Here is an 18,029-nt window from a genome sequence, read left to right as displayed (position 1 = left end):
CTCACGCGGCGTCGAGCGCATCCATCACGAACCGCACGCGCGCCTTCACGCTCGCGCGCGGCAGCTCGATCGGCCGATAGCCATACGCCGTATAGCACGCGACCATCACGTCGAAGGTGCGCACGGCCTCGTCGAAATCCTGCCGCCGTTCGGCGTCCTCCGTGTAGATCTCGCGCCACGGCGGCGCGACGAACACGCGCCGGTGATAGCGAAACCGTCGCGCCGCGGCCTCCGCGTGCGCGGGCACCGCGAGGCCCGCCAGCCGCAGGTAGCCGAGCACGTCCGGCACGCCGCGGTCGAAAAACACCGGTCCGCGTGCGCGTCGCGCCAGCTCGTACGAACGCAGTTCCCAGTTCAGCATCAACTCGGCGAACGCGGCGCGGTCGCGCCAAGGCAGCGCCGGGCCGTCGATCGCCATCTGGTCGCGAATCACGCCGCGCCCGGCCTCGTGCGAGCGCGCGAAGCCGCTGCGCTCCAGCGCATCGAGCAAGGTGGTCTTGCCGGAGCCCGGGCCGCCCGTGACGACGAAGAAGCGCGCGCACGCCTGGTCGAGGCTTTCGCCGTCGACGCGCTCAGACATGCGCGGTCCGCCGGCCCGCGCGCTGGGTGACCGAGGCGGCAGCTGCAACGCTGCGCAGATCGGCGACGAACGTGTCGCGCCACACCGACAGGTCGTTGTTGCGCAGCTGGGCGAGGTTCTCCTCGTGACGCGCCTGCCGCTCGGCGAGCGGCATCGCCAGCGCGCGCGCGAGCGCATCGGCCATCTGCGCGTGGTCGTACGGATTGACGAGCAGCGCGCCGCCCAGCTCGGCGGCCGCGCCCGCGAATTCCGACAGCACGAGTACGCCGGGATCGGCCGGGTCCTGCGATGCGACGTATTCCTTCGCGACCAGGTTCATCCCGTCGCGCAGCGGCGTCACGTAGCCGACCTGCGACATCCGGAAGAACGCCATCAGCAGATTGCGTTCGTACTTGCGGTTCAGATACTGGATCGGCGTCCAGTCGAGTTGCGCGAAGCGTCCGTTGATGCGGCCGGCCTCGCGTTCGAGCGTCTCGCGAATGCGCTGGTAGGTCTGCACGTCCGAGCGCGTCGGCGGCGCGATCTGCACGAACGACACGCGCCCTTGCCAGTCCGGCGCGCCGGCGAGCATACGCTCGAACGACTGGAAACGTTCGACCAGCCCCTTCGAATAGTCGAGCCGGTCGACGCTCATCACGAGCTTGCGGCCGCCGAGCGCGTCGCGCAGCATCTTCACCGGCTTGCGCCCGCCGTACTGGACGGCCGCCTCGGCGATCGCGTCCGGATACACGCCGATCGGATAGGCCGCGACCTTCACGACCCGGCCGTGCGCATGCAGCATCCCGTCGTCGCTCGCCGTGCCGATCCCGCGCCGCTCGATGTAGTCGGCGAACGCGCGCTTGTCGGCGTCGGTCTGGAACCCCGCGATGTCGTACGCGCACATGAACTTCACGAGCTCGTCGTGCGGCGGCACGACGCGCAGCATGTCGGGCGACGGAAACGGGATGTGCAGGAAGAAGCCGATCGGGTTCTTCACGCCGAGCTCGCGCAGGCAATGCGCGAACGGCAGCAGATGATAGTCGTGCACCCAGATCAGATCGTCGGGCCGCAACAGCGCGGCGAGCTGCCGGGCGAGCATCGCGTTCACGCGCAGATAGCCCGCGTACTCCTGCCGGTCGAAGCGCGCGAGATCGCTTCGGTAATGGAATACCGGCCACAGCGTCGCGTTCGAGAAGCCGCGATAGTACTGATCGTAGTCGCGCCGGGTGAGGCCGAGCGTCGCATACGTGACGTTGCCGTCGCGCCGCACCGCGGGCGCGGCGTCGGGCGTCCCGACGATCTCGCCGTTCCAGCCGAACCACACGCCGCCGGTTTGCTTCAGCGCGTCCATCACGCCGACCGCCAGGCCGCCGGCGCTCGGGCGCGTGTCCTCGCCGGCGGCGACACGGTTCGATACCACGATCAATCTGCTCATGCGACTTCCCTCCTCGATTCGATAGGTCGCCGCGCAGCGCAAGCCGCGGCGGACGCGGGCCGCCCGCAGGCGGACGCGCGGCGATTCAGTTGCGGGAAATGCCGGGAACTACGGCAGTGGAATGCGCCGACGAAATCAAGCGTCCTGCTCGTGGCCGAGGTCGCGCTGATAGTCGAGCCCTTCCGGGCGGGCGCCGCCCTGGTTGTGATCGCCGTCGGTGGGCGCATCGTCGGGCGCGCCGGCCGGCGGCGCCGCTGGCCCGTCCGGCTGCGGCGGCGGGCGCTCGGCGCCCGTATCGGACGACCGAGGTGAAAACCGTTTCGAACGGTGCATGGCTGGGTGTCTCATGGTCGGCGCGGCTCGAAGCCGTCGTTGAAACATTCCACAGACAATGAGTCTAGGTCGCTTCATTGCGAGCGAAGGTAACAATTACCTTCAATTTGTAACGATTCGACCCTGCGCCGGCGGCCTGTCCGACAATAGCGCCGCGCGTCCGCGCGCGAGCCGTCGCACCGCGATTTGTCAAAGCTTTGCAGTTTTCGTATGACAATTGCGAAACAATGATGCGGCACGGGGCGCGCATGCGGCGCCGCCCATCCAGACAGGACTTGCACTCAGGGATGAAGATTCGTTTCGAACCGCGGCGCCCGGTCATGCCGGCGCGCGTCGCACTGGCCGCGCTCGCCGCGGCCGCACTACTGTCCGGCTGCAACTCGCTGTACAGCGAAGGCGCGACGGCCAGCGCCGGTATCGCGGGCGCCGCAATCGCGTCCAAGGTCACCAACAACGCGGCCGTCGCGACGGGCATCGGCCTCGGCGCCGTGGCCGGCGCGCGTGCGGGCGTGCAGTACACGCAGCGCGTCGCGCACCGCTACACGCAGGAGCAGATCGCGAAGGCTGCCGGCCCGCTCGAGGTCGGCGGCGTCGCGCCATGGTCGACGCACCATTCGTTTCCGATCGAAGACGACGAACAAGGCCGCGTGACGGTCAGCCGGATGATCAGCGTCGGCCCGCTCGACTGCAAGGAGATCGTGTTCGCCGTCGACACGCCGGCCAAGGCCGACAAGGCTGCGCAATCGGCGTTCTACGTCGCCACGATCTGCCGCGACGGGCCGGTGTGGAAATGGGCGTCGGCGGAGCCCGCCACCGGACGCTGGGGCGCGCTGCAATGAGCGTCCCGATCCGTATCGCGGCGCTCGGCCTGCTGTGCGCGGCGGCGAGCGCGGCGTTGTCGGGCTGCGGCTCGGTCGGCGCGGCGAGCGGCGCGCTCGCCGGTGCGGCCACGGGCCTCGTGACCGCGAACCCGGCCGTCGGCATCGGCGTCGGCATCGCGGTGCAGGCGGCGACCGACGAAGCCGTCAATCGCACGATGAAGCAGCTTCATCAGAACCAGCAGGACGCGATCGCGAACGCGGCCGGCAGCCTGGCCGTCGGCGAAGCGAAGCCGTGGAAGGTCAGCAACACGCTGCCGCTCGAGAACGGCGAAGGCGAAGTGCGCGTGACGCGCGCCTATTCGACGGCGCTCGCGCTGTGCAAGGAGTTCGCGTTCTCGGTGAAGGATGGCGACAAGGCCGACTGGTATTTCGCGAACGCGTGCCAGCAAGGCAAGCAATGGAAATGGGCGTCGGCCGAACCGGCCGTGGACCGCTGGGGCGCGCTGCAGTGATGCTGCGCGGCGCGGCGGTCGGACGCCGCCGCGCGGCGGTGTGCCGGGCCGCGCGGCCCGGCCTGGCGAATCAGGACTCGACGTCCTCGAGACTGAAGATTTCGGTCTGGTCGTTGTACGAGAAGATCTCGCCGTAACGCCCCCAGTCGATCACCGCGTCGAGCGTTTCCTCGGCCGCGCCGTCGGACAGGAAATCCTCCAGCTCCTGCTCGAAGCGCACGCGCGGCGCGCGATGGCCCGGCCGTTCGTTCAGCACCTTCTTGATCCGCGCGGCGAGCGGCACGTGCTTGAGCAAATGATCGGCGAACATCAGCTTGCGTTCCTGTGTGCCGAATTCGGCGAACACGCGGCCCGGCGGCGTCAGGAACACGTCGCCTTCGCGCACGTCGGCAAAGCCGAGGTACTGCAGCACTTCGGCGATCGGGAACAGATCGTCGACCTCCAGATGCAGCGTGCGCGCGATTTCGGGCATGTCGGCGCGGCCGTGGTACGGCGCCATCGCGAGCGTTTCGATCAAACCGGCCATCAGGTTGGTCGACACCTGCGGCAGCCAGCTGCCGAGCTCGAGCCCCTTCCTGGTCGCCTCGCCGGTCTGGCGCGCGGTCATCTTCGCGTAGATGTCGTCGACCAGCTTGCGGAACGCCGGGTCCAGCCGGTTGCGCGGATGCTTGAACGGCACCTTGATCTCCGCGATCACGCGCCCCGGATTCGACGACAGCACCAGAATCCGGTCGCACATGAACACCGCTTCCTCGATGTTGTGCGTGACGATCAGCACCGACTTGATCGGCATGCGGCCTTGCGTCCACAGGTCCAGCAGGTCGGTACGCAGCGTCTCGGCCGTCAGCACGTCGAGCGCGGAGAACGGCTCGTCCATCAGCAGGATGGTCGGATCGACGACGAGCGCGCGCGCGAAGCCGACGCGCTGACGCATGCCGCCCGACAGCTCGCGCGGGTACGCGTTTTCGAAGCCGTCCAGGCCGATCAGGTCGATCGCGGCCAGCGCGCGCTCGCGGCGCTCGCGCGCGCCCACGCCGAGCGCCTCGAGGCCGGCTTCGACGTTCTGCAGCACGGTCAGCCACGGGAACAGCGCGAAGGTCTGGAACACCATCGCGACGCCCTCGGCCGGGCCGGTCAGCGGCTTGCCGAGATAGGTCACTTCGCCGCCGGTCGGCTCGATCAGCCCGGCGATGATCCGCAGCAACGTGGACTTGCCCGAGCCGGAACGGCCGAGCAGCCCGACGATTTCGCCTTCGCGCAGCGACAGGTTCGCGTCGTCGAGCACGAGCAATTCGCCCTGCGTCTTGTTGAAGCCGCGGCTCACGTGGTCGACGCGCAGGATTTCGGCGCCGGGCCGCGGCGGCTGAAGCGGCTGGGACGTCTGGACGGGGGCGTTTACAGCATTCGGATTGTGCATCGCGTTTCGCTCTCAATCGGTCTCAGTCGAGCCGCAGCTTCGCTTCGGCAAAGGCATACAGCGGGCGCCACAGCAGGCGGTTGAACAGGGTAACGAACAGGGACATCACGGCGATACCCAGGATGATCTTCGGAAAGTCGCCCGCGGCGGTGGTCTGCGCGATGTACGCGCCGAGGCCGTGCGCCTCGATCCTCGTCGTGCCCCACTGCACCGCTTCGGACACGATGCTCGCGTTCCACGCGCCGCCCGAGGCCGTGATCGCGCCCGTCACGTAGTACGGGAAGATGCCGGGCAGAATGGCCTGACGCCACCACTGCCAGCCGCGGATGCGGAAATTCGTCGCGGCTTCGCGATAGTCGTTCGGATAGGACGTCGCGCCCGCGATCACGTTGAACAGGATATACCACTGCGTGCCGAGCACGATCAGCGGCGACAGCCAGATGTCGGGGTTCAGGTGAAAGCGCGCGATCACGATCACGAACACCGGGAACAGCAGGTTGGCCGGGAACGCGGCGAGGAATTGCGCGAGCGGCTGCAGCTTCTCGGCGAGCTTCGGGCGCAGCCCGACCAGCACGCCGATCGGCACCCACACCACCGACGCGATCGAGATCAGCACGACCACCCGCAGCAGCGTGATGAGCCCGAGCACGATCACGTGGCCGACCTCGGCCAGCGTGACGCCGGTCGCCACGAAGCTGACGACGCGCCACACGATGTACACGGTGGCGAGCACCACGAGCACGGCCCACGCGATGTCGACGGTGCGCGACGCCTTCTTCTCGACTTTCGGCAGCGAGAAGCGCATCGCGCCGGACACCGGCAGGCGCAGCGGAATCCGCGCGGCCTTCGCGAAGAACCAGCCGGCCGGCACCAGCAGCTGATGGATCAGCCGCGTGCGGCGCACGAGGTCGAGCAGCCAGGATTGCGGCGCGTCGCCAGACGCGGTGTTCTCCATCCGGAACTTGTCGGCCCACGCGATCAGCGGCCGGAACAGCAACTGGTCGTAAGCGAGGATCACGACGGTCATCGTCAGGATCACCCAGCCGATCGCGCCGAGGTTCTTGTCCGAGATCGCCTGCGCGAGATACGCGCCGATACCGGGCAGCGTGATCGTCTGGTTGCCGACGGTGATCGCCTCCGACGCGACGACGAAGAACCAGCCACCCGACATCGACATCATCATGTTCCAGATCAGCCCCGGCATCGAGAACGGCACCTCGAGCTTCCAGAAGCGCTGCCACGACGTCAGATGGAAGCCGCGCGAGACTTCGTCGAGGTCGCGCGGCACGGTGCGCAGCGACTGATAGAAGCTGAACGTCATGTTCCACGCCTGGCTCGTGAAGATCGCGAAGATCGCGGCGAGCTCCGCGCCGAGCACGCGGCTCGGGAACAGCGCGAGGAAGAACGTGACCGTAAACGAGATGAAGCCGAGCACCGGCACCGACTGCAGGATGTCGAGGATCGGAATCAGCACCATGCCCGCGCGCCGGCTTTTCGCGGCCAGCGTGCCGTAGATGAGCGTGAACGCGAGCGACGCGACCATCGCGGCGAGCATCCGCAGCGTGGTGCGCAACGCGTATTCGGGCAGGTTCGACGGGTCGAGCGAGATCTTCTGCGTCTGCAGCGTCGCGATCGGCGCCATCGTTTCGTGGAAGCCGACGACCGCCATCGCGATCAGACAGATGATCAGCGGGAACGCGATGAAGTCCCATCGGTTCGGCAAGACGCGCCACGCGGACGCGTTGGCGGTCCGGTTCGGATTGAAGAATCCGACGTCCATCAGGCGCTCTCCCCGGTAAGGCCGAACGAAGCCGGCAGACGATGTTGATTCATGGCAAAGCGCACGGGCGCGGTAATTCGACGCGGTAATTCGATTGATTCACGATCTCACGCCGGCGCGATGCGCCGTGCGTGCACGCTGCGCCCCGGCGGAGCCGAGTCGGGCCGCGACGGCACGACACTACACCAACCTGTATTTCAGGTACAACCGTGCGGGAGCGGCACGGCGCCGCGCGGGCAGCGCACGGTGCGTGCCCGGCGCGCACGCGGCACCGTATGCGGCGGCCCCGCGGCGCGAGGCAGCGCGGCCGCAGTCTTTCAGCCAGCATGCAGGCCCGAATTATGCCGTGATCCGGGCCGGGCGGGAACCCGCCCGCCGCACTCGGCCGCAAACAGCGTCGGGCGTCACGGGCGATCGCGACGAAGCGGGTATGATCGGGGCTGGCCCCCGGGCGTCGGTCGTCCGACCGCTGCCGGGGATCGACCGACCAGCGGGAGGAAGGGAATGGCAGGAAACTTGGTGATCGTCTGCCGCGATCAGGACGCCGATGCGTTCTACGAGCTGATGCAGGAATACGGGTCGTTCCAGACCCGGCTGTCGTCGACGGCGTGGTACCTGAACATGAACGTCGTGCCGGAATCGCTGCAGGAGGAAATCCTGGAGCGCCTCGGCCGCTATACGACCGTCTATATCTTCGAGGCCACGAGCGTGACCTACAACACGATCGACAGCAACGCCGCCGAAACGCTCGGCTCACTGTTCGGCGAATGATGCCGCGCGGCGCCTGCCGGGCAGGCGCCGCATCGGGCGCTTACGCGCCTGGTGCGCGCAGATCGTCCTTCGGCACCGCGTCGAACGGGAACGTCATCGCCACGCGCAGGCCACCCTCCGGGCGGTTGCCGATCTCGCACGCTCCACCCAGCCTCAGCACGAGCCGCTCGACGATCGCGAGCCCGAGCCCGCTGTGGCCGTTCCCGCCGCGCGCTGGGTCCAGCCGCACGAACGGCCGCGTCGCAACCGCGAGGTCGCGCGGCGCGATCCCGCCGCCGCTGTCGCTGACCGACAACAGATACCCCGCCTGAGTCCGCGCCGTCTCGATCAATACGGGCGGCGCACCATACGCATGCGCATTGTCGAGCAGGTTCGACAGAATCCGGTCGAGCGTCGCGGTCGGCAGCAGGAAGCCTGCGCCGGCCGTCAGACGGGTCTGGACTGGCGGTGCGTTCGGCGCGACCGCGCGATAGCTGCGCGCCATCCGCTCGCATGCCTCGTCGACCGGCACGGGCTCGCTGCGGTCCGCGCCGCCGTGCGCGAACACCAGGAACTGATCGACGACGTGCGACATCGAGTCGACATCGCGCACCACGCCGTCGCGCAGCCGCGCGTCGTCCATCATTTCCGCGCGCAGGCGCATCCGCGCGAGCGGCGTGCGCAGATCGTGCGCGACGCCGGCCAGCATCACCGCGCGGTCGTTCTCCGCCTGCGACACCTGTTCCACCATCTGATTGAAGCCGTGCGTGAGCTGACGCAGCTCGCGCGGGCCGCGCTCGCGCAGCGGCGGCACCGGCTGGCCGCGGCCGAAGCGGGCGACCGCACGCGCCAGCGAACGCAGCGGCTGCTGCAGCTGCCACGCGGCGAACAGCGCGGCGATCACGCCGGCCGAGAAGATCGTGCCGAGCCACAGCAGCATGCGGTCGAGCGAGCGCGGCGGGCGCAACGGCTGCACCGGCACGACGATCCAGTTGCGGTCGGTCGGCTCCTTGACCCACAGCACCGGCGGATGGCCCGGCGCGCCGATCTCGACCTGCGTGCCGCGCGGCATCCGCTCGCTCACGTCGTCGCGGAAACGCTTGAGCGGCACCGGCAGATTCGAATCGTCGGTCTTCGGCACGTCGGGGCTGTCGGGCGCCACCAGCCGCACGCGCGACGGCAGCGGCTGGTCGGGCGTGCGCTGGATGTGCTGGCGCACTGCATCGACGAGGAACGCGGCCTCCTCGACCGCATAACGCGTCTGCATCTGGCTGCGTTCGAGCCGGATCGCGAAGAACCACGCGAAGTGCGACAACAGCAGCACGCCGATCACGAGCAGCGCGAGCCGCCCGAACAGCGAATCAATGGGTTTGCGCATGGGCCTCGCCGTCGGGCACGAACACGTAGCCGCGCCCGCGGACGGTCTGGATGAAACGCGGCGTCGACGGATCCGTTTCGAGGATGCGCCGCAGGCGCCACACCTGGACGTCGATGCCGCGGTCGGTGCCGTCGTACTCGGGCCCGTGCAGCAGCTCGAGCAGCCGCTCGCGCGTGAGCGTGCGCAGCGCATGGTTCACGAAGATCTTGAGCAGCGCGAATTCGCTGCTCGACAGCGTGGCCGGCTTGCCGTCGACCGACAGCGTGCGCGCCTGGAAGTCGAGCACGAAGCGGCCGAAGGCGAACGGCTCGCGCTGTTCGGGCGCCGCCGCCGACGGCGTCGCGCGGCGCCGGCGCAGCACCGCCTGCACGCGCGCGAGCAGTTCGCGCGGGTTGAACGGCTTGCCGAGATAGTCGTCGGCGCCGAGCTCGAGGCCGACGATGCGATCGACGTCGTCCGCGCGTGCGGTGAGCATGATCACGGGGATGTCGTCGCCGGCCGCGCGCAGCTGGCGCAGCGCGGTCAGGCCGTCCACGCCGGGCATCATCAGGTCCAGCACGATCAGGTCGGGGCGCTCGCGCTCGAGGCGCTTTTCGAGCGTCGCCGCGTCGTGCAGCACGGACACTTCCATCCCCTGCCGCACGAGATAGTCGCGCAGCAGGTCTCGGAGTTCTTGGTCGTCGTCGACGATGAGGATCTGGGTAGTCATGGCCGCAAGTTTAGCGCGCGAGCGCGGCATGAAAGAACGGGACAAACGCGCGAAAGGGTTACTGCGGGTTACCGCGCAAGCCAACTGTAATGCGCGGTAACCCGCCAACCTCCCCGCGTAACACCGGCCTGCGGACGCCCCGCTAACCTGCGTCTTACCGGATGCGGCACGCGGACTACCCCGCGCATCGCATCGCCGGACCCGTTCGATTCAAGGAGTTTCCGAAATGTACAAGACTTCCCGCGCGGCCCTCGCAGCCGCCACCGTGCTCGCTCTCGCCTTCGGCACCGCGCATGCCGCGCCGCCCGCCGACATGCCGCCGCCCGGCGGCCCCGGCATGCACATGATGCATGGCGGTCACGACGGCGGCCCGTTCGGCGCGATCATGAAGCTGCACGATCAACTCAAGCTCAACGCGTCGCAGGAACAGCAGTGGCAAGCGGCCGTCAACACGATGAAGCAGAACCACGAGGCGATGCGCAAGAGCCACGAGCAATTGCGCGAGCAGTTCAGCGCGCAGCAGAACCAGCCGATTCTCGACCTGAACGCGATGCACGCGGCCCGCCAGCAGGCCGAGCAGCAGAACGCGCAGCTGCGCGAGCAGAGCGCCGCCGCATGGCTCGCCTTCTACAACGGGCTGAACGACCAGCAGAAGACCACCGTCAGCACGGCGCTCAAGCAGCAATTCGCGCGGATGGAGCAGCGTCACGAGAAGATGAAGGAGCGCTGGGAGCAGCACCGCGCGGCGAAGGCCGCGTCGGCACCGGCGCAGTAAGCCGGCCCGCAGTAAGCCGACCGCTCGCCGGCGGCATTGCAGGAGACGCGTGGCTTCGTGCCCGCGTCTCTTGTTTCATTTCAGGCAGCGTCGAACCGGCCAAGTCCGAACGCGTCTCGGTCCGGAGCGGGCTTCGCGCGCGTTTCGCCCGCCCTGCCCGCACCGCCGTCGCCTTCCTTGCCCCCGGGGTTTACGTGGAGCCCACGAGCGCCGCGATCGAATCGTTGCACTGACGAGCCCAATCGACGCGCTGGCCGTTATCAATACATCGATTGCCGCAACAGCCGGTTCGAAGAATCCGTCGATCGAGCCGGATTGCCGTTTTCCGGCTTTCGCGTTCGGGTAAAATACCGCCCTTTTGGCGTTCGCCCGTGCGGCAAGCGCCGATGTCAGCGCGCCGAAACACGAATTTTGGCCGTCTAGAATACGCCGCGGCGCCCGGCACGACCGGCCGCGAGCGTCACCCGGAAGTGAGCGACAAAAGGATGGAAATGAAGAAGGCCGCCCTGTGCGCCGCCCTCGCCCTCGTGGCGGGAAGCGCCTTCGCGAAAGAGTGGAAGACCGTGCGGATCGGTGTCGATGCCAGCTACCCGCCGTTCGAGTCGACCGCGCCGAGCGGCGAGATCGTCGGTTTCGACGTCGACCTCACGAAGGAAATCTGCAAGCGGATCAACGTGAAGTGCGTGTGGGTCGCGCAGGATCTCGACGGGATCATTCCGGCGCTGAAGGCGAAGAAGTACGACGTGATCGTGTCGTCGCTGACCGTCACCGACAAGCGCCGCGAGCAGATCGACTTCTCGGACAAGGTCTACGACGCGCCCGCGCGAATGATCGCGAAGGCCGGCTCGCCGCTGCAGCCGACGGTCGCATCGCTGAAGGGCAAGCGCGTCGGCGTCGAACAGGGTTCGACGCAGGAAAGCTACGCGAAGGCCTACTGGGAACCGCAAGGCGTGACGGTCATTCCTTACCAGAACCAGGACCAGGTCTATACCGACCTCGGCTCGGGCCGCCTCGACGCGACGCTGCAGGACGAGCTGCAGGCCGACTACGGTTTCCTGCGCACGCCGCGCGGCAAGGGCTTCGCGTTCGCCGGGCCGGAAGTGAAGGATCCGAAGACGATCGGCGACGGCACCGCGATCGGCCTGCGCAAGCAGGACACCGACCTGAAGCTGAAGATCAACAACGCGCTGGCCGACATGCACAAGGACGGCACCTTCGACCGGCTGTCGCACAAGTATTTTTCGTTCAGCGTCTATTCGGCTCGCTGAGCCCGGACAATGACGGGAAGCGGATGCGGGGGCGGCCCCGCATCCGCGCAACACAGGCAGTCGACCACGCGCCGCCCGCCTCCACCGCCTGCCGCCCGTCATGGGTCGCGGCAGGCCGGCCCGGCATCGCTGCCGGGGGCGGACGGTCATGATATGCACGGGGCGTTCCGCGCAGCTTGGCGGGCGCGTCTTTCGCGGCGCACGACGTGCGCCTTCTGGGACCACACCAGGGACCACATATGTTTCTACAAGGTTACGGCCCGCTGATCCTCGCGGGCACCTGGCAAACCATCAAACTGTCGGTGCTGTCGCTCGCGCTGTCGTTCCTGCTGGGCTTGCTCGGCGCGGGCGCGAAGCTGTCGCGCAACCGCCTGACGAACGGCATCGGCACCGTCTACACGACGCTGATTCGCGGCGTCCCCGACCTCGTGCTGATGCTGCTGCTGTTCTACAGCCTGCAGATCTGGCTGAACATGGCGACCGACGCGCTCGGCTGGGACCAGATCGACATCGATCCGTTTCTCGCCGGCGTGCTGGTGCTCGGCTTCATCTACGGCGCCTACTTCACCGAGACCTTCCGCGGCGCGTTCCTGTCGGTGCCGCGCGGCCAGCTCGAGGCCGGCAGCGCGTACGGGATGACGAACTGGCAGGTGTTCACGCGGATCATGTTCCCGCAGATGATGCGCTTCGCGTTGCCGGGCATCGGCAACAACTGGCAGGTGCTCGTGAAATCGACGGCGCTCGTGTCGATCATCGGCCTCGCCGACGTCGTCAAGGCGTCGCAGGACGCCGGCAAGGGCACGCTGCGGTTCTTCTTCTTCACGCTGATCGCCGGCGCGGTGTATCTCGCGATCACGACGATGTCGAACTTCGTGCTGATGTGGCTCGAAAAGCGCTACTCGACCGGTGTCCGCAAGGCTGACCTATGATCGAACTCATCCAAGAATACTGGCGCAACTACCTCTATACCGACGGCTTCCGCACCACCGGCGTCGCGATCACGCTGTGGCTGCTGGTCGTGTCGATCGGCCTCGGCTTCTGCCTGTCGGTGCCGCTCGCGGTCGCCCGCGTGTCGAAGCGCAAGTGGCTGTCGGGCGCGGTGTGGCTCTACACCTACGTGTTCCGCGGCACGCCGCTGTACGTGCAGCTGCTGCTCTGCTACACGGGCCTCTACAGCCTGCAGATCGTGCGCGGCACGCCGCTGCTCGATGCGTTCTTCCGCGACGGGATGCGCTGCACGCTGCTCGCGTTCACGCTGAACACCTGCGCGTACACCACGGAGATCTTCGCCGGCGCGATCAAGGCGACGTCGTACGGCGAGATCGAAGCGGCGCGCGCGTACGGGATGTCCACCTTCACGATGTACCGTCGCGTGATCCTGCCGTCGGCGCTGCGGCGCGCGCTGCCGCTGTACAGCAACGAAGTGATCCTGATGCTGCACGCCACCACCGTCGCGTTCACCGCGACCGTGCCGGACATCCTGAAGATCGCGCGCGACGTCAACTCGGCGACCTACATGTCGTTCCATGCATTCGGCATCGCCGCCCTGCTCTATCTCGTGATCTCGTTCACGCTCGTGTGGCTGTTCCGCCAGGCCGAGCGCCGCTGGCTCGCGTATCTGCGCCCGCAAGGCAAGTAAGTTTTCGCAGGACTATTGATGAATTCCCAGACTCAGAAGCTTTTCGTCGACGATCTGCACAAGCGGTACGGCGACAACGAGGTGCTCAAGGGCGTGTCGCTGAAGGCGAACTCCGGCGACGTGATCAGCGTGATCGGCTCGTCCGGCTCCGGCAAGAGCACGATGCTGCGCTGTATCAACTTCCTCGAGCAGCCGAACGCTGGCCGCATCGTCGTCGACGGCGAGGAAGTGCGCACCACGCCCGACAAGACCGGCGCGCTGCGCGCGGCCGATGCGAAGCAGTTGCAGCGCGTGCGCACCAAGCTGGCGATGGTGTTCCAGCACTTCAACCTGTGGTCGCACATGAACGTGCTCGAGAACGTGATGGAAGCGCCCGTGAACGTGCTCGGCATCCCGAAGAAGGAAGCCGAGGACCGCGCGCGCGAATACCTCGAGAAGGTCGGCCTCGCGCCGCGCGTCGAGAAGCAGTATCCGTCGCATCTGTCCGGCGGCCAGCAGCAGCGCGTCGCGATCGCGCGCGCGCTCGCGATGCATCCGGACGTGATGCTGTTTGACGAGCCGACTTCGGCGCTCGATCCGGAGCTCGTCGGCGAAGTGCTGAAGGTGATGCAGAAGCTCGCCGAGGAAGGCCGCACGATGATCGTCGTCACGCACGAGATGGGTTTCGCGCGCAACGTGTCGAACCACGTGATGTTCCTGCATCAGGGGCGCGTCGAGGAACAAGGCGTGCCGGCCGACGTGTTCGCCAACCCGAAGAGCGAGCGACTGCGCGCGTTCCTGTCGGGCAGCCTCAAGTAAGCCCGCCAGGCGCGGCGTAAACCCGAAGCGGGCGCCCACGCGGCGCCCGTTTTTGCGTTTACGCGACGTCGACCGGCGCGCCGTCGGCGAACGCGCGCAGCGCGTCGCCTGCGAGGCGGTAGCGCACCCATTCGTCCTGCCGCGCCGCGCCGACGCTTTCGTAGAAGCGGATCGCCGGCTCGTTCCAGTCGAGCACGCTCCATTCGAACCGCCCGCAGCCGGTGTCCACGGCGATCCGCGCGAGCGCCTTGAGCAGCCGCAAGCCGGCGCCCGCGCCGCGAAAGCGCGGCGACACGTACAGATCCTCCAGATACAGCCCCTGCCGGCCAAGCCACGTCGAGTACGAGAAGAAATACACGGCGAAGCCGGCCGGTTCGCCGTCGACGTCGCAGATCAATGCGTGCGCGGGCGAGCCTTCGCCGAACAGGCTGCGCTCGAGCGACGCGGGCGTCGCGACCACTTCATGCTCGGCCTTCTCGTAGACGGCCAGTTCGGTGATGAAACGCAGGATTTGCGGCACGTCGGCGACGGTCGCGGAACGGATGTCGATTTGCACGGCGGGGAGCCCTCCTTCGGCCCGGATTGACGGCGGATTGCAGCGAGCGCGCGGTTGCACGTGGCGCTGCGCGTAGCGACATGCTACGGTCGCGGCACTGCTGCAGGAAGTGCAGTTTCTTCATCCGGATCTGAACATGATGCATCCCGACCTGCGCCGTCTCGATCTGAACCTGCTGCTCGCGTTCGACGCGCTGTACCGCCACCGCTCGGTCGCCGCTGCCGCGCACGAACTCGCGATGAGCCCGTCGGCGCTGAGCCACGCGCTCGCGCGGCTGCGCGACGCGATCGGCGACGCGCTGTTCGTGCGGCTCGGCAACGAGATGCAGCCGACCGTGCGCGCCGACGATATCGCCGGCTGGGCCGCCGAGGCGCTCGACACGATGTCGAAGGGGCTCGCCCGCGCGCGTCGCTTCGATCCCGCGGAGAGTGACCGCACGTTCGTGCTCGCCGCCAGCGACTACACGGCGTTCGCCGTGCTGCCGGCGCTGCTCGCGCGCATCGAGCGCGTCGCACCGCATCTGCGCTTCCGCATCGTTCACTCCGACCGCAAGATCGCGACCGACGAGCTGGCGGCAGGCCGGATCGACTTCGCGCTCGGCTATCACGAGGAATCGGTCGCCGCCGCGCCGGGCATCGAGGACTTCGACTGGTTCTCCGACGACTACGCGGTGATCGCAAGCGCGACGCACCCGGACGTGGGCAGCCGGCTGACGCTCGATCAGTACCTCGCGGCCCGCCACGTGGTCGTCACGCCGTGGAACGAGCCGCGCGGCGTGGTCGACTACGTGCTCGACCGGCTCGGCCTTGCCCGGCAGGTGGCCATGCAGTTGCCGAGCGTGCTGGCCGCGCCGTTCGTGATCGCCGGGTCGACGCTGCTGATGACGGTGCCGAACCGCGCCGCGCAGGTGCTGCAGCACGCGGCGCCGATCCGCATCTACGCCGCGCCGTTCGACATCCCGCGCTACACGGTGAAGATCTACTCGCACGCGAAGCACGCGCGCACCGACGCGCATCGCTGGCTTCGCGCGCAACTGCTCGCCGCGCGGCCGGCGCCCGGCTGACCCGCAACGCGCCCAAGCCCCCGCCTCGCGCGCCGCCGACGGCCGTGCGCGGCCGCGTCGACACGACGTCGAAGCGCCGCCAACTTATTACGAATTACTTACCAATCCTGCCTTCCCGCCGCTTACGCCGACACCCGCTGCGTCGTCAATAGTGGCAATCCTTGACCCATGTCTGGAGAATCCATGTATCCCTTGCAGGACAAGGGTTTTCCGGCGATCGACGGTAGTCCTTGCCACCGTGACGACCCGTGTTGCATGGCAATTTGGCGACATGCGCTAGTCAAACAACGATTTCCATCGCCACAAAATTGTATTTTTGCTAAATTAGTAACCAAAGTAGCAAAACGAAGTTCGTGAAATGTAGTTTAGCTTCACGACACAACAAGGAGACCCCGCAAGCCCACCCGGCCGCGCGGGACCGCTCAACGGTTTTCCGTCTGCTTGCCCGCGTGCGGCGCCGAACCGGCCTTGCACGAGGTCTCCCTGGTTATCCCGCTTTTCGCTTTTGCCCGGCGCTCGCTGCAACGGGCATCTCGTGCAGTCTGGGTTGACTTTTTGACAGGGTATGGAGGAGATGATGAAGAAAGCTTTGGTCGCGGCCGCGCTGATGGCTGCTGGGGTGGTGACGGCGCACGCGCAGAGCAGCGTGACGCTGTATGGTCGCCTGGATGCCGGCATTGAGTACCTGAACGGCCTTCAGAACGGCCACCAAGTGCGCGCGGAAAGCGGCGACTGGGGCACGAGCCTGTGGGGCTTGAAGGGTAGCGAGGACATCGGCGGCGGCAACAAGGTCCTGTTCCACCTCGAAGGCGCGTTCAACACGATGAACGGCGGCCTGGGCACGAGCGGCTCGATCTGGGATCGTTTCGCGACGGTCGGGATCTCGAACGATCGCTACGGTACGCTGCTGTTGGGTCGCGAACTCGCGATCGCGAACGGCGTGTGGGACTTCGACCCGTTCGGCCAGTCGGCCTGGTCGACGGCATCGCTGGTGCGCGGCCGCAACTGGAACAAGACCAGCAACAACGTGTCGTACCAGTCGCCGTCGCTCTACGGCCTCGACTTCTACGGCCAATTCTCGTTCTCGAACTCGACCAGCTTCAACGGCAACACGACGGCCGGCCAACCGGGTCGTGCAATGGGCGGTCAGGTCACCTACACGAACTCGCTGTTCCAGTTGCGCGGCATCTACGACGAAACGCGCGACAGCAACGGCCGCTTCTCGGACGTGTTCAACTACTCGCGTGAATACTTCGCGGGCGTGAACGTGTTCCTCGGCCAGTTCAAGGTTCAGGCGGCCTACCAGGCATCGCGCGCCGACGGCAGCGGCGGCCCGGCAGTGAACGCCGGCGTGACGGGTACGCAACAGGTGTGGGGCGGCGTGACGTGGCAGGCCACGCCGGCAGCGGCGCTGATCGCGGCCGTGTATCACGTGAACGCGAACCACGGCGGCGGCAACGCGAACATCTACACGATCGGCGGTTCGTACAACATCTCGAAGCGCACGCTGTTCGACCTGCAGGCCGCGACGGTGCGCAACAGCTCGACGGCCAACTTCGGTCTGAACGCGAACGGTGCAGGCACCGCCGTGTCGACCGGCAACCCGCATCCGGGCGGCAGCCAGACCGGCGTCTACGCCGGCATCCAGCACCTGTTCTGATCGGGCGCCGTCAAAGAACGAATCGACAACACTTTCCACGCTGCTGCGAGAGGCGCGTATCGGTGCGGTACCCAACCGGGTATCCGCACCGTTTTTTATTGGGCGGCCCGCAATCGTGCGCCCCGCTGCGCGGTACGACCGCGCGGGCCGGCGGCGACGCTCAGACCGCCGCTTCGTTCTCTTCGCCGGTGCGGATGCGGATCACGCGTTCGACGTCGGACACGAAGATCTTGCCGTCGCCGATCTTGCCCGTGCGCGCGGCGCCGATCACCGCATCGATCACCTGATCGACCTGCGCTTCCGCGACGACCACCTCGATCTTCATCTTCGGCAGGAAGTCGACGACGTATTCGGCGCCGCGGTACAGCTCGGTGTGGCCCTTCTGGCGGCCGAAGCCCTTCACTTCCGTCACCGTCAGGCCGGTGAGGCCCACTTCGGCGAGCGCTTCGCGGACTTCGTCCAGCTTGAACGGCTTGATGATGGCGGTGATGCGTTTCATGATGGTTGTCCCTCAATGCTCGTTTGGATGCAGAATCGCGATCCCGATTGTAAGCGCTAGTAGGCGCTAATCAGGGC

19 protein-coding genes are annotated in these 18,029 nt (G+C 67.3%); 10 read left to right on the top strand and 9 right to left on the bottom strand.

The annotated features are described in order from the left end of the window. Position 1: 1 nt before the first annotated feature. The 3 genes from AK36_RS17450 to AK36_RS17440 form a co-directional block, all read right to left on the bottom strand. Positions 2-580: an AAA family ATPase gene (locus tag AK36_RS17450; protein ID WP_045578888.1), complete on the bottom strand. Its 579-nt coding sequence runs from the start codon at positions 578-580 to the stop codon at positions 2-4. Next, on the bottom strand, positions 573-1,994 hold the full coding sequence (gene otsA, locus AK36_RS17445; protein WP_045578887.1) for an alpha,alpha-trehalose-phosphate synthase (UDP-forming): 1,422 nt from the start codon (positions 1,992-1,994) through the stop codon (positions 573-575). The genes AK36_RS17450 and otsA overlap by 8 nt, the downstream gene beginning before the upstream one ends. Positions 1,995-2,129: 135 nt before the next feature. Continuing rightward, positions 2,130-2,327, bottom strand: a complete 198-nt coding sequence (locus tag AK36_RS17440) for a hypothetical protein (RefSeq protein WP_014723439.1) — start codon at positions 2,325-2,327, stop codon at positions 2,130-2,132. Between the two features lie 248 nt (positions 2,328-2,575). On the opposite strand from AK36_RS17440, the gene AK36_RS17435 reads away from it, so the two are divergent. Both AK36_RS17435 and AK36_RS17430 read left to right on the top strand, forming a co-directional pair. Continuing rightward, the gene (locus AK36_RS17435; protein WP_224020498.1) at positions 2,576-3,166 is read left to right on the top strand and encodes a hypothetical protein; all 591 of its coding nucleotides are present in this window, start codon (positions 2,576-2,578) and stop codon (positions 3,164-3,166) included. Then, positions 3,163-3,660, top strand: coding sequence for a hypothetical protein (locus tag AK36_RS17430; RefSeq protein WP_011885677.1), 498 nt, complete (start codon positions 3,163-3,165; stop codon positions 3,658-3,660). The genes AK36_RS17435 and AK36_RS17430 overlap by 4 nt, the downstream gene beginning before the upstream one ends. A 70-nt stretch (positions 3,661-3,730) precedes the next feature. On the opposite strand, the gene AK36_RS17425 is transcribed toward AK36_RS17430, so the two are convergent. Both AK36_RS17425 and AK36_RS17420 read right to left on the bottom strand, forming a co-directional pair. After that, positions 3,731-5,077 (bottom strand): ABC transporter ATP-binding protein, encoded by a 1,347-nt coding sequence (locus AK36_RS17425; protein WP_011885678.1) that lies wholly within the window; start codon positions 5,075-5,077, stop codon positions 3,731-3,733. Between the two features lie 22 nt (positions 5,078-5,099). Then, positions 5,100-6,857: an ABC transporter permease gene (locus AK36_RS17420; RefSeq protein ID WP_034192588.1), complete on the bottom strand. Its 1,758-nt coding sequence runs from the start codon at positions 6,855-6,857 to the stop codon at positions 5,100-5,102. A 504-nt stretch (positions 6,858-7,361) separates the two neighbouring features. Here AK36_RS17420 and AK36_RS17415 point away from each other — a divergent pair. Then, on the top strand, positions 7,362-7,628 hold the full coding sequence (locus AK36_RS17415) for a double-stranded DNA-specific endonuclease (protein ID WP_011885680.1): 267 nt from the start codon (positions 7,362-7,364) through the stop codon (positions 7,626-7,628). A gap of 40 nt (positions 7,629-7,668) precedes the next feature. Here the strand turns inward: AK36_RS17415 and AK36_RS17410 are convergent, their stop codons facing one another. Together AK36_RS17410 and AK36_RS17405 are read right to left on the bottom strand one after the other, a co-directional pair. Next, a complete protein-coding gene (locus tag AK36_RS17410; protein WP_011885681.1) occupies positions 7,669-8,985 on the bottom strand; it encodes an ATP-binding protein in 1,317 nt (438 codons plus the stop codon). Then, positions 8,969-9,694 carry a response regulator gene (locus AK36_RS17405; RefSeq protein WP_009693256.1) on the bottom strand — a complete coding sequence of 242 codons (726 nt, stop codon included), beginning with the start codon at positions 9,692-9,694 and terminating at the stop codon, positions 8,969-8,971. Before AK36_RS17405 ends, AK36_RS17410 begins: the two co-directional genes overlap by 17 nt. A 226-nt stretch (positions 9,695-9,920) precedes the next feature. Between AK36_RS17405 and AK36_RS17400 the strand changes: the two genes are divergently transcribed. From AK36_RS17400 to AK36_RS17380, 5 genes are all read left to right on the top strand, one after another. Next, positions 9,921-10,469 carry a Spy/CpxP family protein refolding chaperone gene (locus tag AK36_RS17400; RefSeq protein WP_034192589.1) on the top strand — a complete coding sequence of 183 codons (549 nt, stop codon included), beginning with the start codon at positions 9,921-9,923 and terminating at the stop codon, positions 10,467-10,469. Positions 10,470-10,960: 491 nt separating this feature from the next. Continuing rightward, positions 10,961-11,737, top strand: coding sequence for an ABC transporter substrate-binding protein (locus AK36_RS17395; RefSeq protein WP_034192590.1), 777 nt, complete (start codon positions 10,961-10,963; stop codon positions 11,735-11,737). Between the two features lie 239 nt (positions 11,738-11,976). After that, positions 11,977-12,666, top strand: coding sequence for an ABC transporter permease (locus tag AK36_RS17390; RefSeq protein ID WP_011885684.1), 690 nt, complete (start codon positions 11,977-11,979; stop codon positions 12,664-12,666). Beyond that, positions 12,663-13,376 carry an ABC transporter permease gene (locus AK36_RS17385; RefSeq protein WP_011885685.1) on the top strand — a complete coding sequence of 238 codons (714 nt, stop codon included), beginning with the start codon at positions 12,663-12,665 and terminating at the stop codon, positions 13,374-13,376. Before AK36_RS17390 ends, AK36_RS17385 begins: the two co-directional genes overlap by 4 nt. Positions 13,377-13,394: 18 nt before the next feature. Beyond that, the gene (locus tag AK36_RS17380) at positions 13,395-14,174 is read left to right on the top strand and encodes an ABC transporter ATP-binding protein (protein ID WP_034192591.1); all 780 of its coding nucleotides are present in this window, start codon (positions 13,395-13,397) and stop codon (positions 14,172-14,174) included. 58 nt (positions 14,175-14,232) lie between these two features. Here the strand turns inward: AK36_RS17380 and AK36_RS17375 are convergent, their stop codons facing one another. Next, positions 14,233-14,730 (bottom strand): GNAT family N-acetyltransferase, encoded by a 498-nt coding sequence (locus AK36_RS17375; RefSeq protein ID WP_045578886.1) that lies wholly within the window; start codon positions 14,728-14,730, stop codon positions 14,233-14,235. 136 nt (positions 14,731-14,866) lie between these two features. Between AK36_RS17375 and AK36_RS17370 the strand changes: the two genes are divergently transcribed. Together AK36_RS17370 and AK36_RS17365 are read left to right on the top strand one after the other, a co-directional pair. After that, positions 14,867-15,793, top strand: a complete 927-nt coding sequence (locus tag AK36_RS17370; protein WP_045578885.1) for a LysR family transcriptional regulator — start codon at positions 14,867-14,869, stop codon at positions 15,791-15,793. 574 nt (positions 15,794-16,367) lie between these two features. Beyond that, on the top strand, positions 16,368-17,453 hold the full coding sequence (locus AK36_RS17365) for a porin (RefSeq protein ID WP_011885689.1): 1,086 nt from the start codon (positions 16,368-16,370) through the stop codon (positions 17,451-17,453). Positions 17,454-17,613: 160 nt separating this feature from the next. Here the strand turns inward: AK36_RS17365 and AK36_RS17360 are convergent, their stop codons facing one another. Next, positions 17,614-17,952 (bottom strand): P-II family nitrogen regulator, encoded by a 339-nt coding sequence (locus tag AK36_RS17360; RefSeq protein WP_006398637.1) that lies wholly within the window; start codon positions 17,950-17,952, stop codon positions 17,614-17,616. Between the last annotated feature and the right edge of the window lie 77 nt (positions 17,953-18,029).

This window comes from Burkholderia vietnamiensis LMG 10929 (genome assembly GCF_000959445.1).
Taxonomy (GTDB): domain Bacteria; phylum Pseudomonadota; class Gammaproteobacteria; order Burkholderiales; family Burkholderiaceae; genus Burkholderia; species Burkholderia vietnamiensis.
The sequence above is the reverse complement of the archived record's forward strand: the minus strand, read 5'-3'. Positions and strand labels throughout refer to the sequence as shown.

Coding starts and splice junctions, on each gene's coding strand:
- AK36_RS17450 (WP_045578888.1), bottom strand. CDS start 580: ATGTCTGAGCGCGTCGACGGCGAAAGCCTCGACCAGGCGTGCGCGCGC.
- otsA (WP_045578887.1), bottom strand. CDS start 1,994: ATGAGCAGATTGATCGTGGTATCGAACCGTGTCGCCGCCGGCGAGGAC.
- AK36_RS17440 (WP_014723439.1), bottom strand. CDS start 2,327: ATGCACCGTTCGAAACGGTTTTCACCTCGGTCGTCCGATACGGGCGCC.
- AK36_RS17435 (WP_224020498.1), top strand. CDS start 2,576: ATGCGGCGCCGCCCATCCAGACAGGACTTGCACTCAGGGATGAAGATT.
- AK36_RS17430 (WP_011885677.1), top strand. CDS start 3,163: ATGAGCGTCCCGATCCGTATCGCGGCGCTCGGCCTGCTGTGCGCGGCG.
- AK36_RS17425 (WP_011885678.1), bottom strand. CDS start 5,077: ATGCACAATCCGAATGCTGTAAACGCCCCCGTCCAGACGTCCCAGCCG.
- AK36_RS17420 (WP_034192588.1), bottom strand. CDS start 6,857: ATGGACGTCGGATTCTTCAATCCGAACCGGACCGCCAACGCGTCCGCG.
- AK36_RS17415 (WP_011885680.1), top strand. CDS start 7,362: ATGGCAGGAAACTTGGTGATCGTCTGCCGCGATCAGGACGCCGATGCG.
- AK36_RS17410 (WP_011885681.1), bottom strand. CDS start 8,985: ATGCGCAAACCCATTGATTCGCTGTTCGGGCGGCTCGCGCTGCTCGTG.
- AK36_RS17405 (WP_009693256.1), bottom strand. CDS start 9,694: ATGACTACCCAGATCCTCATCGTCGACGACGACCAAGAACTCCGAGAC.
- AK36_RS17400 (WP_034192589.1), top strand. CDS start 9,921: ATGTACAAGACTTCCCGCGCGGCCCTCGCAGCCGCCACCGTGCTCGCT.
- AK36_RS17395 (WP_034192590.1), top strand. CDS start 10,961: ATGAAGAAGGCCGCCCTGTGCGCCGCCCTCGCCCTCGTGGCGGGAAGC.
- AK36_RS17390 (WP_011885684.1), top strand. CDS start 11,977: ATGTTTCTACAAGGTTACGGCCCGCTGATCCTCGCGGGCACCTGGCAA.
- AK36_RS17385 (WP_011885685.1), top strand. CDS start 12,663: ATGATCGAACTCATCCAAGAATACTGGCGCAACTACCTCTATACCGAC.
- AK36_RS17380 (WP_034192591.1), top strand. CDS start 13,395: ATGAATTCCCAGACTCAGAAGCTTTTCGTCGACGATCTGCACAAGCGG.
- AK36_RS17370 (WP_045578885.1), top strand. CDS start 14,867: ATGATGCATCCCGACCTGCGCCGTCTCGATCTGAACCTGCTGCTCGCG.
- AK36_RS17365 (WP_011885689.1), top strand. CDS start 16,368: ATGATGAAGAAAGCTTTGGTCGCGGCCGCGCTGATGGCTGCTGGGGTG.
- AK36_RS17360 (WP_006398637.1), bottom strand. CDS start 17,952: ATGAAACGCATCACCGCCATCATCAAGCCGTTCAAGCTGGACGAAGTC.